The sequence below is a fragment of the Streptomyces sp. NPDC017991 genome, from assembly GCF_044328075.1.
Classification (GTDB): Bacteria; Actinomycetota; Actinomycetes; order Streptomycetales; family Streptomycetaceae; genus Streptomyces.
In genome coordinates, this window is record NZ_JBIRGP010000002.1 from 175279 (window position 1) to 189596 (window position 14318).

Annotated in this window: 8 protein-coding genes, 2 tRNA genes and 2 pseudogenes; 9 read left to right on the forward strand and 3 right to left on the reverse strand. The window is 72.7% G+C overall.

The features are described from left to right. Positions 1 to 14: 14 nt before the first annotated feature. The 9 genes and pseudogenes from ACH4DZ_RS05410 to ACH4DZ_RS05450 all read left to right on the forward strand — a co-directional run bounded on the left by ACH4DZ_RS05410 (position 15) and on the right by ACH4DZ_RS05450 (position 13722). A complete protein-coding gene (locus tag ACH4DZ_RS05410) occupies positions 15 to 365 on the forward strand; it encodes a CU044_2847 family protein (protein WP_398285618.1) in 351 nt (116 codons plus the stop codon). Next, a complete protein-coding gene (locus ACH4DZ_RS05415) occupies positions 362 to 2308 on the forward strand; it encodes a trypsin-like peptidase domain-containing protein (protein ID WP_398285619.1) in 1947 nt (648 codons plus the stop codon). The genes ACH4DZ_RS05410 and ACH4DZ_RS05415 overlap by 4 nt, the downstream gene beginning before the upstream one ends. Positions 2309 to 2413: 105 nt before the next feature. Then, positions 2414 to 3454 carry an AAA family ATPase gene (locus ACH4DZ_RS05420; protein WP_398285620.1) on the forward strand — a complete coding sequence of 347 codons (1041 nt, stop codon included), beginning with the start codon at positions 2414 to 2416 and terminating at the stop codon, positions 3452 to 3454. After that, the gene (locus tag ACH4DZ_RS05425; RefSeq protein WP_398285621.1) at positions 3444 to 7874 is read left to right on the forward strand and encodes an SAV_2336 N-terminal domain-related protein; all 4431 of its coding nucleotides are present in this window, start codon (positions 3444 to 3446) and stop codon (positions 7872 to 7874) included. Before ACH4DZ_RS05420 ends, ACH4DZ_RS05425 begins: the two co-directional genes overlap by 11 nt. Before the next feature lie 277 nt (positions 7875 to 8151). Next, entirely contained in the window at positions 8152 to 9189 is a 1038-nt protein-coding gene (locus ACH4DZ_RS05430; RefSeq protein ID WP_210882857.1) for a rod shape-determining protein, read from the forward strand. Between the two features lie 61 nt (positions 9190 to 9250). Continuing rightward, a complete protein-coding gene (locus tag ACH4DZ_RS05435; RefSeq protein ID WP_398285622.1) occupies positions 9251 to 10879 on the forward strand; it encodes a GAF domain-containing protein in 1629 nt (542 codons plus the stop codon). A gap of 204 nt (positions 10880 to 11083) precedes the next feature. Next, positions 11084 to 11848, forward strand: a pseudogene (locus ACH4DZ_RS05440) (amino acid permease); the annotation flags it as partial. A gap of 80 nt (positions 11849 to 11928) precedes the next feature. Beyond that, positions 11929 to 12366, forward strand: coding sequence for a hypothetical protein (locus ACH4DZ_RS05445; RefSeq protein WP_398285623.1), 438 nt, complete (start codon positions 11929 to 11931; stop codon positions 12364 to 12366). Between the two features lie 3 nt (positions 12367 to 12369). Further along, complete coding sequence (locus ACH4DZ_RS05450; protein WP_398285624.1) at positions 12370 to 13722, forward strand: dipeptidase; 1353 nt, start codon at positions 12370 to 12372, stop codon at positions 13720 to 13722. A gap of 53 nt (positions 13723 to 13775) precedes the next feature. Here ACH4DZ_RS05450 and ACH4DZ_RS05455 read toward each other — a convergent pair. The 3 genes and pseudogenes from ACH4DZ_RS05455 to ACH4DZ_RS05465 all read right to left on the reverse strand — a co-directional run. Next, positions 13776 to 13901 (reverse strand): annotated as a pseudogene (locus ACH4DZ_RS05455) (VapC toxin family PIN domain ribonuclease); the annotation flags it as partial. 88 nt (positions 13902 to 13989) lie between these two features. Further along, positions 13990 to 14066 (reverse strand) — tRNA-Ile (locus ACH4DZ_RS05460). Between the two features lie 177 nt (positions 14067 to 14243). Continuing rightward, positions 14244 to 14316 (reverse strand) — tRNA-Asn (locus ACH4DZ_RS05465). Positions 14317 to 14318 lie beyond the last annotated feature (2 nt).

The following is a 14318-nucleotide window of genomic DNA, read 5'->3' on the forward strand; positions in this document are numbered from 1 at the left end:
GGCAATGCGGCATCATGGACGGATTAGTGGAGTTCAAGACGGACGACGGGGTCCTTGTCGTCGTCGAGGGAGCCGAGGACGAGTCGGGTTCCCGCCTGGTGGCACGGGCGGACGGCACGGTCGCCGCGGCCCGCACCTTCGAGGGCTCGCTGGAGGGGGTACGGGCCGCCGCCGGCGCCGCGTTCCGCGTCTTCAGGGACGGTTCGCTGAAGCCCGACTCCGTGGAGATCGAGTTCGGTGTGAAGCTCACGGCGGAGGCGGGCGCGTTGATCGCCAAGAGTGCCGTCGAGGGCCATCTCGTGGTCAAGCTCTCCTGGTCGCCCGAGCGGCCGGACGGCCCCCCGGAGACCACCCCGCGCCCATGAGCAGCGCTTCCTGGCACGCGAGAATCAGCTGTGGGCGGGACACCGGCGCCGGTTTCCTCGTCACCGAGCAGCACGTTCTGACCTGCGCCCATGTCGTGGCGCGCAGGGACACCGAAGCGGTCGCGGTGTCCTTCGCGCACGGTGGCTACGAGCAGGTCCTGGCCCGGGTGGTCGCGCACGGCGGCTGGGACGGCCGCGAGAGCGACCCGGGCGATCTGGCCGTACTGGAGCTGGACCGGCCGGTGCCGATGAAGCCCGCGGAGTTCGCGACACCCGCCGACGCCTACGGGGATCCCCCGCGCAGGCTCCTCGCCTACGGCTTCCCCAAGCGGTACGACGAGGGAACGCTCGCCGAATACCGCGCCACCGCACAGCAGTTGATCGCCGGCGAGTGGGTCCAGCTGGAGTCGTGGGCCGCGCACGGGCAGCCGCTCGCGCCGGGGTTCAGCGGTGCCGCCGTGACCCTCGCGGACACCGGCCAGGTCGTCGGCATGGTCTCGGCCGCCGCCCGCAGCCCCGAGATCCGCAACGGCCGCATGCTCCCCGCCCAGATCATGGCCCGCTACTGGCCCCGCCTGGCGGACCTGATCCCCACCCCGGCATACGACCAACGACAGAAGGAACACCTGAGACACCTACTGGAACAACTGGACCCCCAACAGAGACCTCCCGCACCCGCCGATCAGGCAGGGGCGCAGCCCCGCCTTCCAGGGGCGCGGGGAACTGCGCGCCCAGCCCCCACCGGCCCGCTTTCAGGGGCGCGGGGAACTGCGCGACCAGCCCCCACCGGCCCGCAGACGAAGAACCCCCACCCCCCGGCCCGCCCGGAAAACGGCCCGGAACACGGCCCGGAACACGCCCCCGAACGCCTGTACCTCGACGCCGTAGGCCCCCTCGGCCCCCCACTCCCACCCCACGGCTTCACCTCCCTGTGGGACGCGGCCTGGTACCTCCTCTCGGAGGTACAGGACCCCGCCGCGGTCACCCGCTTCACCGCCCGCCTGGCCGACTTCGTGGACGACACCCCCACCCGGACCGCCCTGCGCGCCTGGCCCTCGGCCCCCCGTACCCGCCACCCCGACCCGCCCCCCGACAGGCCCGCACGCGGGGCCGCCCGCGACGCCGCGCACTCCTGGTCGCCGATCCTCGTCGAGATCGCGCCCAGCGGCTCCGGCGACGGGTACTTCCTGGTGGAGGTGTCCGCGTACAACGGCAGACACCGGCGGGTGGTGGGCTCGCGCCGCCTCCCCGTGGACCGGGTACGCCCCTACACGCTGGAGCGGATCGACGAGGCGTACCGCGAACTGGAGCTCGGCGCACGCGAGTTGATCGCCTTCGTGCTGCCGCGCCGCTGGCTCAACACGAACGTGGCGCACTGGCAGCGCAGCGCGGACGACGACAGCCCGCTCGGTTCCTTCGCACCGCTCGTCGTGATGGACCTGGAGCGTCGGCGCAGCGGCGGCCTGCAGCACAAGCTCCGGCAGAAGTGGCAGTACCTGGACGAGCGGCCGACGGCCCGGCTGCACCGTATCGACTGCTGGTCGGTCGGCCAGGACCAGGTGAGACTGACCATCGGGCTGCGCCGCGATGCCGACATGGTGGGTTTCGCCACGCCGCCGCGCGCGGACCGGGTCCGGCGGCTGTTCCAGGCGAGCCTGAACGCGGCGGTGCCGGTGATGCTGTGGCCGCGCACCGGCTGCCGGAGCGAGCACCGGTGCGGGGACTCGGCCGACTGCCGGGGTTCGGAGTTCCTGGACCGCCTCGCCGCACACCTGGCGAACCTGCCGCCCCGCGAACTGCCGCGCCACATCCATGAGTTGCGCGAGACGGCGTACGCCTCCGACGCCCCGGAGCCGCATTGGGCGTACGACCTGGCCCTGCTGTGGGAGGACCCCGAATGCCTGCCTGATCCCGCCGGCTATCTGCACAACCCGGTCGGCTAGGGCGGGCCGGACACACCTGCTGGACAGACCACCGAAGCCAGAACCGCACAAGCCAGACAAGTCAGACAAGCCGGAACCGCACATCGGAACACGTTCGGAGAGACCATGTCCCTGTGGCCCGTCTACACGGGTGCGAGCGAGCCCCACGACGGCATCGCCGAGCTGCCCGCGCCGCCGCCCTGGCGCGACTTCGACGGCGGTCCGGAGCTGGCGACGCCCGCCGAGGACGACGACGCCTCGGCCACGTCCCCGGACCGCCGGCACCGTGCCCGCACCTACCGCGCCACGGACCGCGCCGTCCAGCTCGTCAACGCGGCCCTCTATCTGCGCCGTCCGCTCCTGGTGACGGGCCCGCCGGGCAGCGGGAAGTCGAGCCTGGCGTACGCCGTCGCGAGGGAGTTGCGGCTCGGCCCCGTCCTGCGCTGGAACATCACCAGCCGCACCACGCTGCACGACGGGCTCTACCAGTACGACCCGCTGTCCCGCCTGTACGCGGCCGCACGCGGCGTCCGGCCCGGCGGCGAGGCACCGCCCGACCCCGTACTCCCCAAGGACAGCGAGCTCCAGGACCATCTGCGGCTCGGACCGCTCGGCACGGCACTCCTCCCGTACGGCCGTCCGCGCGCCCTGCTGATCGACGAGATCGACAAGAGCGACCTGGACCTGCCGAACGACCTCCTCAACATCCTGGAGGAGGGCCAGTACGAGATCCCCGAGCTGGTCCGCTCCGCCCGGCACACCCCCACGGCCGAGGTCATGATCGACGGCACGGACGAACGGGCCGGGGTCTCGCGCGGCCGGGTCCGCTGCCGGGCCTTCCCCTTCGTGGTCCTCACCAGCAACGGCGAGCGCGAGTTCCCGCCCGCCTTCCTGCGGCGCTGTGTCCGTCTCGAACTCCACCAGCCCCGCGCCGCCCACCTGGAGCACATCGTCCGCGCCCACCTGGGGGAACCCGACGCGTACGCCCGCGATCTGATCGAACGCTTTCTGTCCCGCGGGACCGAGGGCGAGCTCGCCACGGACCAGTTGCTCAACGCGATCTACCTCACGGGCGTGGCGGGCATCGACACGTCGTCCCGCGACGACCTGGCCGAGCAGCTGATGCCGTATCTGAGCCGCACGGGAGAGGAACCGGATGCGTTCTGACCCGGGTGCGGACGGCGGCGCGGGCGCGGGGGCCGCGTTCCTCGCCGGCGTACTGGCCCGGGCATCCGGCGGCCCGGAACCGACCTCGGTGGAACTGGCCGAACTCCTGTGGCTGGCAACCCACATGCCGGCCCCCGAGACCCCCGACCCGACACCCCGCCCCAAGCCCTCCGCCACCACAGCCCAGCCACCCTCCGCCACCCCCTCCCCCCTCAGCGGCGCGGGGAACTGCGCGACCAGCCACAACGAACCCGCACCCGACCCCCCACCCCACTCCATCCCGGACCCGCCGGACACCCGCGTTCCCCTCCGGCTGCCGGGCCCCCGCACACCGACGCCGGGCCGCGCGGGCCAGGACGCCCCGAGCGGCCCGTACACATCCCTCCTGGCCCCCGCGCCCCCGATGCTCCCCCACCCCCTCGGGCTCCAACGAGCCCTCCGCCCCCTCAAGCGGCGCGTCCCCGCCCCGGTCGGGCAGGAGCTGGACGAGGCGGCGACCGCCCACCGCATCGCCCGGCTCGGAGCCGCCCCCCAGTGGTGGCTGCCCGTGCTGCGGCCCACGACCGAGCGATGGCTGACACTGCACCTCGTGCACGACACCGGCCCGACGATGCCCGTCTGGCGCCCGCTCGTACGCGAACTGCACGCGGCACTGGCCCAGTCGGGCATCTTCCGCACGGTGGAACTGCACCGGCTGGAGGCCGACGGCGCGGTGTGCCGCCCCGGTTCGCAGGAGTCGTTCGCCGACGGGCGTACGGTCACCCTCCTCCTCAGCGACTGCATGGGTCCGCAGTGGCGGGAGGGCCCGGCGGGCACCCGCTGGTACAGCACACTGCGCCGCTGGTCGGCCCGGATGCCGGTCGCCCTGGTCCAGCCGCTGCCGGAACGCCTGTGGCGCACCACCGCGCTGCCGGCCACGACCGCGCGCATCAGCGCGCCGGGACCGGCGGCGCCCAACTCGTCGTACGACGTGGACTCGTACGTGCTGGACTCGTACGCACTGGACTCGTACGCGCATGAGGGCCGGCCGCGCGGCTTGCTGCCCCTCCCCGTGCTCGAAGCCTCGGCGCCCTGGCTGGGGAACTGGTCTTCTCTCGTGGCGGGCGGCGGCCGACTGCCGGGCGCGGTCGCCCTGTTGGGGCCAGGGCCGCCGCTCGCGCCGGTCGACGAGAGGGGCCGCAGCGATGTCGAGCGGCTCTCCGCCGAGGAGTTGCTGCTGCGGTTCCGCTCCGTCGCCTCGCCGGAGGCCTTCCGGCTGGCCGGTCATCTCGCGGTGGGGCCGGTGGAGTTGCCGGTCATGCGTCTGGTCCAGGCGGCCGTCGAGAAGAACCCCCGGCCGCAGCACCTGGCCGAGGTGATCCTCAGCGGCGCGCTCACCGCGGTCCCGGGCGCGGCCGGTTCGTACGTCTTCCGGCCGGGCGTGCGGGAGCTGCTGCGACGCACCCTGCCGCGCTCCGCGTACGGCCGGACCTCCGAACTCCTGGCCCGCGTAGGCGCGTTGATCGACGAGCGGGCCGGTCTTTCGGCCGGCGAGTTCCGCGTGCTCGCACCGGGCGGCAATGGTGCGGGAGGCGGGGGCGAGGAGGCGGCGGGCGAACCGTTCGCAGCCGTGCGGGAGGAGTCCGTACGGCGAATGGGCGGGCCGCCCTCGAAGACCGCGGCGGGACTCGTGCTGGGCAGGTACCGGCTCGTACGGCCGCTGGGACGGGGTCAGGAGGTCTGGCAGGCCCATGACGCCCGTCCGGGTCGAACGGTGGCCGTCCACCGGTACACCGTCGAGCCGGAACGACACGAGCGGTTCCTCCAGGACGCCCGCGCGCTCTCCCGCGTCCGGCACAAGAACGTGGTCGCGGTGCACGACTTCGGCATCGACGACGGCATCCCCTATCTCGTCACGGAGTTCCTGCCGGGCATCACCCTGGCCGAACTCACCGCCCTGGGCGACTACGGGGTGCCCTTCCCGACACTGGCGCCGCTGGCCCATCAGATGGTGCTCGGCCTCAAGGCGCTCCACGAACAGGCCATGGTGCATGGGCAGTTGAGCGCGTTCAGTGTGCTGGTGCCGGCGGACGGCTCCTTCAGACTCGCCCGCTTCCCCCTGGGGGTACCGCACGGCGCCGACGCGTCGAAGGACCTGCACGACCTCGGGGAGCTGCTGTGCGTGCTGGCGGGAGGCGATCCCTCGTCCCCGGCCGAGCTGCCGGGCGTACCGGCGGAGTTCAGGTCGCCCTTCGTCGAGGCCGTGGACTGCCTGCTCTCCTCGGACACCTACACCCAGAACGTCGGCGCGGACCTCCTCATGCCCCGCTCCTTCAGCCCGGTGCTGCGGGACGTGACGGCGACCTGCCTGCGCTACCGGTTGCTCGGCCCGGTGCGGATCGTCCGCGGCGACTCGCTCCTGCCGGACCTCCCGCTCCAGGCACAAGCCCTGCTCTGCATGCTGCTCCTGCGGCACGGCCGGTTCGTGTCCCACGACGAACTGGCCGCGGGACTCTGGGGAACGAGTCTTCCGGAGGATCCGGCGGGCACCCTGGCCGTCGTGGCCGCCGCGCTCCGGGACGCGCTGGGGCCCGGCGTCCTGGCCACCGGCGCGGGCGGTCATGCCCTGCACACGCCCCCCACCACCATCGACGTGATCCGTTGCGAGAACCTCATCGCCGAGGCGAAGTACCTGCGGGACGAGGGGAGTACGGCAGGGGCCCGCGACGCCGTCCAGCAGGCCCTGGGCCTCTGGTCCGGCGTCGCTCTCAGCGATGTTCCCGGACCGGCAGCGGCGTCGGCACGTCTACGCCTGCGCTCGCTCCGCCTCACGCTCGGCGTCACCTGTGCCGAACTCGACCTGGCACTCGGGCGGTTCGAGCGCGCGTCGCACGACCTCGGCGAGCTGCTGCGCGAGCACCCCGAGCACGAGGACCTCCGGCGCCTGCACATGCTCTGCTCGGCCCGCCTGACACCCGAGAGCGAACCGCAGCCCACCACCCCGCGCCCCACCCACCCACCGGAGGCGACACCCCCACCCGAAACCACACCTCAGCCCAAGACCACACCTCAGCCCGAGACAGCCTCACCGACCGGGCCCAGGTCTCCGGCCGAGACGGTCTCACCGCCCGAGACCACGTCTCCGGCCGAGTCGGCCTCACCGACCGGGGCTAGGTCTCCGGCTGAGACGGCCTCCGCAATCGAGACCACCTCACCGACCGAGACCACGCCTCCGGCCGAGACCGCCTCACGGACCGGGACCACGTCTCCGGCCGAGTCAGCCTCCGCAGCCCAGACCCCCTCCCCGCCCAAGTCCGCCTCCGCAAGCGAGACCCCTCGACCGTCCGAGTCCGCCGACCGGTCCGAGACCACTCGGGAGGCGGAGTCCCCACGCCGGTCCGAGACCACTCGGGAAGCCGAGACCCCACGCCGATCCGAGACCACTCGGGAAGCCGAGACCCCACGCCGATCCGAGACCACTCGGGAAGCCGACACCCCACGCCGATCCGAGACCACTCGGGAAGCCGACACCCCACGCCGATCCGAGACCACTCGGGAAGCCGACACCCCACGCCGGTCCGAGACCACTCGGGAGGCCGACACCCCTCGGCGTCCCAAAACCCCCCTCTCCCCGCCCGCCAGGCAACCCGCCTCCGGCCGGAAGCCCGACACCCCCCGGCAGGCCGCCGCCGCGCGGCAGGTCGGGTCGGCCGCCCGGCGGCCGGAAGACGCCGCCGCGGCCCTGATGGAGAGCCCCTGCGTACTCCTCGGCTTCGACGGCCCCCTCGTCCGTCTCTACACGAGTGACACCGAGAAGCAGGCCGTCCGGGAACTCGCCGCGCTCCTCGCCGAGCTGCGGGACCCCGAGGCCGCGCTGAGAGGCGAGCCGCTCGTCGCTCGGGGCGGGCCCCCGCAACCGTTGGAGGGGCGCCCGAACCCCCTCGACCTGCTGCGCGCCTTCGCGGACCACCCGCTGGGAGCGGACCTGCGCCGACGGCTCAACCGGATCGAGGAGCGGGCCGTGTCGACCGCGGCGTCGACCCCGTTCTCGGACGCCCTGATCACCACGCTCAGCTCGCTCGGGCGGCGTACCGCGGTCGTCGCGGACAACGCGCCCGGCGCCGTCTGGAAGTACCTGCACTCCCACGGCCGGCTGACCGGCCTGGTGACCGGTGGAGTGCACGGCCGCGCCGACGACCTGACCCTGCTCATGCCGAACCCCGACTGTCTCCTGCGCGCCCTGGAACACCTCGGCGTGCCGCCGAAGGACGCCGTACTGGTCGGCTCGTCGGTCGCCGAACTGACCGCGGCACGGGCCGCCGGCCTGCGCTTCCTCGGCTACACCCGCTCCGAGGGGCACAAGCGGCGCCTGGTCCGCGCGGGCTGCGAGGTGACCACGGCCTCGTGGGCCCCCCTCCTCCGGTCCCTCCCCCACACCTGAGCCCTCTCCGGCGCCCGGGGCACCCGCCCGCCACCTGATGACCCGTCCGCCGTAAGCCGTACGCCGCCCGTTACCCGCCCCCGTTACCCGCCCCGTAAGGCCGCCTGCCTTCCGCCTTCGGCGAAGACCGCCCTTCCGCCGTCCGCGAAGACCACCCGTCCAGCCGCACCCCGCCCGGCCCACCCCGAAAGGCGACACCCCGTCAGTTCCCGCACGATGCGTAGGAGGACCGCCGCCCGGTGGAGTCCCACGGTCTGTGCTCTCGGGAGGACCCGCCATGACCGCCAGCCTGGAGCAGTTGCGCCGCTGCCATTTCGCCGTCGACCTCGGAGCGGCGAGAACGCGTGTCTTCGTGAAGGGCGCCGGGCTGATCGTCGACCAGCCCAGCGTCGCCGCGGTGAACACGCGGACCGGCGCCCTGATCGCGGTCGGTGAGTTCGCCGAGAAGATGACGGGCCGTACCCCCCACTACATCCGTGTCGTACGCCCCGTCTCGGGCGGCACGGTCGTCGACATCGAGATGGCCCAGCGCATGCTGCGCCAACTCCTCGGGGACAAGGTCCGGCGCACCCTGCGCCGCAAGCCCCGGCTGCGGGCCGCCGCCTGCACCCCGCACGACTCCGACCCGCTGGCCCAGCGGGCGACCGTGGAGACGCTCGTCGGTCTGGGCGCGCGGCGCGTCGAACTGGTCGACACGCTCATCGCCGCCGGTGTCGGCTGCGGACTGCCCGTGGAACGCCCCGAGGCCACCATGATCATGGTGTGCGGGGCCGCCGCCACCCAGGTCGCCGTGCTGTCGCTGGGCTCGATCGTCACCGCCGAACGCATCCCCGTGGGCGGCGAGGCCATCGACCACGCGATCGTCCAGCACCTGCGCCACCACCACGAGTTGATGCTCCCCTCGCAGTCCGTACGCCCGCTGCAACTGGCCCTCTCCGGGAACGGGCTCACCTCGCAGGGACCCACGTCCACCGAGATCCACGGCCGGGACGTGGCCACCGGCCTCGCCCGTTCCGTACAGGTCGACACGGCCGCCGTGCGCGACGCCATCCAGACCCCGCTGACCGCCGTGCTCGACGGCATCGGCAAGGTGCTGCGCGTCTGCCCGCCGGACCTGGTGGCCGACCTGGTGGACCGCGGGATCATGATGGTCGGCGGCAGCGCGCTGCTGCCGGGCCTCGACCAGATGCTGCGGCAGGCGACGGGGATGCCGGTGCACATCGCCGAACGGCCCGACGTGTGCGCGGTCCTCGGCCTGGGCGCGATGCTGGAGGGCCGGATCGAGCCCCTGGTCCTCGACCCGACGGCCGGCTGAACAGCCGCACGAGTCCGCGGGCACAGCACCCCGGTCCCCCGCCACCACCGCCGCGGCACCCATGACGGAACCCACGCCCCCGAACCCCGCGGAGCCCCCCTCCCAGGGGCTCCCCCTCCCCCGTCTCCTCGAAGCCGTCCTCGGTGTCGGCAGCGATCTCGAACTGCGCGCCACGCTCCAGCGCATCGTGGAGAACGCGGCGGCGCTGACCGGCGCCCGGTACGCGGCGCTGGGCGTGCTCGCGCCCGGCGGCAGCGGCCTGGCGGAGTTCTGCACGGCCGGACTGCCGGCGGCCGAGCGGGCCCGTATCGGGCATCCGCCCAGCGGACGCCGGGGCCTGCTCGGCGCGCTCGTCCACGAGTCCGCGCCGCTCCGGCTCACCGACCTGACCACCGACCCGCGCGCGTGCGGCATCCCGCCCGGGCACCCGGAGATGCACAGCTTCCTCGGCGTACCGCTGCTCGTACAGGACGAGGTGTACGGCAACCTGTACCTCACCGAGAAGCGCGGCGGCCCCTTCACCGCCGAGGACGAGCAGGTGACGCGGCTGCTGGCCGCTCAGGCGGGCATCGCGATCGGCAACGCCCGCCTGTACGAGACGGCCCGCCAGCGGGAGCGCTGGATCGAGGGCGCGGCGGCGGTGACGACGGCGCTGCTCACCGGCGAGACGGCGGCCGACGCGCTGATGACGGTCGCCGAGCGCGCCCGCGTCCTCGCCGACGCGTCGGCCGGGGTGATCCTCCAGCCCACGGACGAGGGCGGCATGGAGATCGTCACGGCGTCGGCGCCGGCCGGCCGGGACGGCCTGATCGGTACGACCATCGCGCCGGGCAGCGCGGTCCTGGAGCAACTCCTCGGCGGCGAGCCGGTGTTCCTGGACGACTCGGCGACCGACGCGCGTATGACGACCCCCGTACGGCACCGGTTCGGGCCGAGCATGATGCTGCCGCTCCAGGCCGGGGGCCGGCTCATCGGCACTCTCGCCCTCCCGCGCCGGCGCGGCGATGCCCCGTACACGCCCGCCGAGAAGCTGCTGGCCACGCAGTTCGCCTCGCAGGCCGCGCTGGCGCTGGTGCTGGCGGACGCGCAGCAGCGCCGGGAGCGGCTGGCGGTCTTCGAGGACCGCGACCGGATCGCCCGTGACCTGCACGACCTGGTCGTCCAGCGGCTCTTCGCCACCGGCATGATGCTGGAGTCCACGCAGCGCCGCACGGCCGCGGACGAGCGGGAGGCGCAGGTGCACGCGACGATCGGCCGGGCCCTCGACGAGCTGAGGTCCACCGTCCAGGAGGTCCGTACGGCGATCTTCGCCCTGCAGCAACCGCCCGCGGACGCCCCGACCAGTTTCAGGAGCAAGGTGCTCCGCGAGACGGCGGGCGCCGCGGCGGCTCTCGGCGTCCAGCCGTCGGTCCAGTTCACCGGGCCGGTCGACACCCGCGTCCCGGAAGCGGTGGCGGGGCACCTCCTCACGGCCCTCGCAGCCGCCCTCGCCACGGCGTCACACCGCCCCGGCACGACCCGCGTCGCGGTCACGGTCGACGCGACGGTGAGCCTCCCGGACGGCCGCCCGGGAGTACGCCTGACGGTCTCCGACAACGGGAACGGAAACGAGGACGGGCACACGGCCGACACGGACGCGGGCCCAGACCCGGAGGAGGGCATGACAACAACCTGGCAGTCCCCTCTCTGACCTCCTCCCCGTCTCCCCGTCTCCCCGTCTCTCTGTCTCCCGGTCTCCCTGTCTCGAACCACGCTCCCTGCCGCCAAAGGGGGCGCTGCTGTGGGCCATTCGGCTGAGTGACTGAAAGGGGGCCGCGGGGACGGGACGACGCTTTCGGTGTACGGGCGCTGCCAGTCCTCGGCCGCGCTGTGTCCCGTTGGCGAGAGAGTGCTGATGAGTTCTATGGATATGCCGGACGAGTTCGCACGGCCGCGGGCCGTGTCTCGTCCGGTTGCGGCGGCCCGCCCGGCCGCGCCGCTGATCTCCTGGGTGACCCTGGCGATGATGACAACGGCTTCGGTGGCCAGCCTGCGGGCCGCGCCGACGATGGCCGTCTATGGTCTGGCGTGCGTTTTCCTGTACCTGGTGCCGGCGATCGTGTTCCTGCTGCCGACCGCGCTGGTCTCCGCCGAGCTGGCGTCGGGGTGGAACGGCGGCGTCTACCGGTGGGTGAGCGAGGGCTTGTCGAAGCCTCTCGGGTTCCTCGCGGTGTGGTGCCAGTTCGCGATGACGATCTTCTACTACCCGAGCCTGCTGGCCTTCGTGGCCAGCACGATCGCGTACGTCATCGATCCGTCCCTGGCCTCCAGCGGCGTCTACACGGCCGTCGTGATCATGGTGCTGTACTGGACCGGCGTATGGGTCTCCGCCCGCGGCACCAAAGCCCTGGCCGGCCTGTCCTCCTGGGGACTGATCATCGGCACGCTGGTGCCCGGTACGGTCCTGGTCGTGCTCGGCATGGTGTTCTTGGGCCAGGGCAACACCTCGGCCGCCCCGTTGACGGCCAGTCACCTGATGCCGCAGTGGGCCGGCCTCGCGAGCCTCGTACTGATCGTGAACAACTTCCTGTCCTACTCGGGTACGGAGATGAACGCCGTCCATGTCTCCTACGTCGGCATCATCGCCGCCGGCCTGGTCGTGCTCGGTCTGCTCATCCCCTGGGCCTTCCTGAAACTGCGCAAGCCCGGCTGGCGCACCCACACCGCCGAAGCCTCCGCCGGCGGTCAGGAGGGGGCGGCATGAGTCCCACCCGTTTCGCCTCCGAGCACAGGTGGCTCTACGCCGGCGCCCTCGTCCTGCTGGTCGTCCTGGCCGTCGTCGGAGTCATCCAGTACGGCAAGGTCAAAACCGGCACCGAGGCTGCCGAGAAGGCCGGCGAACTCGCGGACGCCGCCGTCGCCGCCGGTTACCCCCGCCCGGACACCGGCACGATCGAACGCACCCTGGGCACCGACGGCGGCAACGTCTGCGACGACCCGGCCGGCGCCCTGAAGTCCGCCCTGTGGAAGACCAACGTCTCCAACGGGGCCGCGTTCGTCGGTCAGCGCCCCGTCATCGGCGACAAGCGGGCCATCCACGCCGAGGCCACGATCCTGAAGGTCTACTGCCCGGACGAGCTGCACAGGATCCAGGACAGGATCGACGACCTGAGGACCGACACGACGGTGAGGCGGTAGGCCATGGACGATACCGATCTCGCGGCCCGGGTCGCCGGACTCATGCCCCGGGCCAGGGCCGACCTGACCGAACTCGTCGCGATCCCCTCGGTCGCCGACCCCCGCCAGTACCCGCCCGAGAAGTGCCAGGAGGCCGCCCAGTGGGTCGCCGACGCCTTCACCGAGGTGGGTCTGAAGGCCGTCCACCTCGCGCGGACCCCGGACGGGAGTCATGCCGTACTCGGCCACCGCCCGCCCCCGCCCGGCGCACCCACCGTCCTGCTCTACTGCCACTACGACGTCCAGCCGCCGCTCGACGAGGCCGCCTGGACCACCGAGCCCTTCACGCTCACCGAACGCGACGGACGCTGGTACGGGCGAGGCGCCGCGGACTGCAAGGGCAACATCGTCATGCATCTCACCGCGCTGCGGGCACTCGGCGACGACATCCCCGTAGGCATCAGGTTCGTCGCGGAAGGCTCCGAGGAGCAGGGCACCGGCGGCCTGGAGCAGTACGTCGCCCTGCATCCCGAACAGTTCACGGCGGACGCTCTCCTGGTGTGCGACACCGGCAACGCGGCCGTGGGCGTCGGCACGGCGACCATCACCCTGCGCGGCCTGGTCGACGTCGTCGTCTCCGTCGGCACACTCGACGGGGAGATCCACTCGGGCATGTTCGGGGGGCCCGCGCCGGATGCCCTGGCCGCCCTGATCCAGGCGCTGTCGACTCTGCGTGACCCCTCGACCGGCGACACCCGCATCCGGGGAATGGACTGCGAAGGCACCTGGGACGGAGTCGGCTACGACGAGCGGCAGTTCCGTACCGACGCCGGTGTTCTGAACGGTGTCGAGCTCACCGGCACCGGAAGCGTCGCCGACCGGCTGTGGGCACGCCCCGCCGTGACCGTCCTCGGTATCGACTGCCCGCCCGTCATCGGTTCCGCCGCGGCTGTGCCGCACACCGCACGCGCGCGCGTCAGCCTGCGCATCCCGCCGGACGCGGATCCGGCGTTCGCCCTGGATGCCCTGACCCGGCACCTGACCGAGGCCGTCCCCTGGAACGCCCGGGTTTCCATCGAGACCGAGGGCACGGGCGCGCCCTTCCGCGCCGACACGGACGGCCCCGCGTACGCGGCGCTCGACGCGGCGATGCGAAAGGTCTACGGCAAACCCCTGGCCCACCAGGGCCAGGGCGGATCCATCCCGCTGTGCAACGTACTCGCCGGCACCTGCCCGCAGGCGGAGATCATCCTCATGGGCGTCGAAGAGCCGCGCTGCCTCATCCACGCCCCCAACGAAAGCGTCGACCCCACCGAGATCGAGAACATGGCCCTCGTCGAAGCCGTGTTCCTCCGCGACTACGCCCGCGCCCACTGACCCACACCCCACCGACCGGCCTGCCCGGCTGCGCCCACACAGCCGGCAGGCCGGACGGTGGGGCTGTGGTGGACCGCAGTCGCACACACCAAGAGGTCGATCGCTTCCGCGGCGCGATGCTGGTCCTGTCGGGTCAGTCTGTACCGGTCGGCGTGGACCCGACGCCAGGCACGGGCCGGACCGGCGAAGACCTACCCCGCACCGCTGCCAATCCGCCTGATCCTCCAGCGAAGACGCTGGTCAGATCGATTCTTCCCGCGTAGCGCGTGGTGGGGCGGGTGGGACTCGAACCCACGGCCGGCGGATTATGAGTCCGCTGCTCTAACCGGCTGAGCTACCGCCCCATTACGGCGCGTCGCGCACAGGTGTGCGCGCCGTCTGCCGCAGCATAGCCGCTCATACGATCTCCTGCTTCGGATGGTCGACTTCGCCTGCCCTCTAGGACCTCACCTGGGGCGCAGCGGTTCCCGCGGCCATGAAAAAGGACCCCGATGGGGTCCACGGGGTCCTCGTTCGCACTGCTCTCCCGACTGGACTCGAACCAGTAACCTGCCGGTTAACAGCCGGCTGCTCTGCCAATTGAGCTACGGAAGACC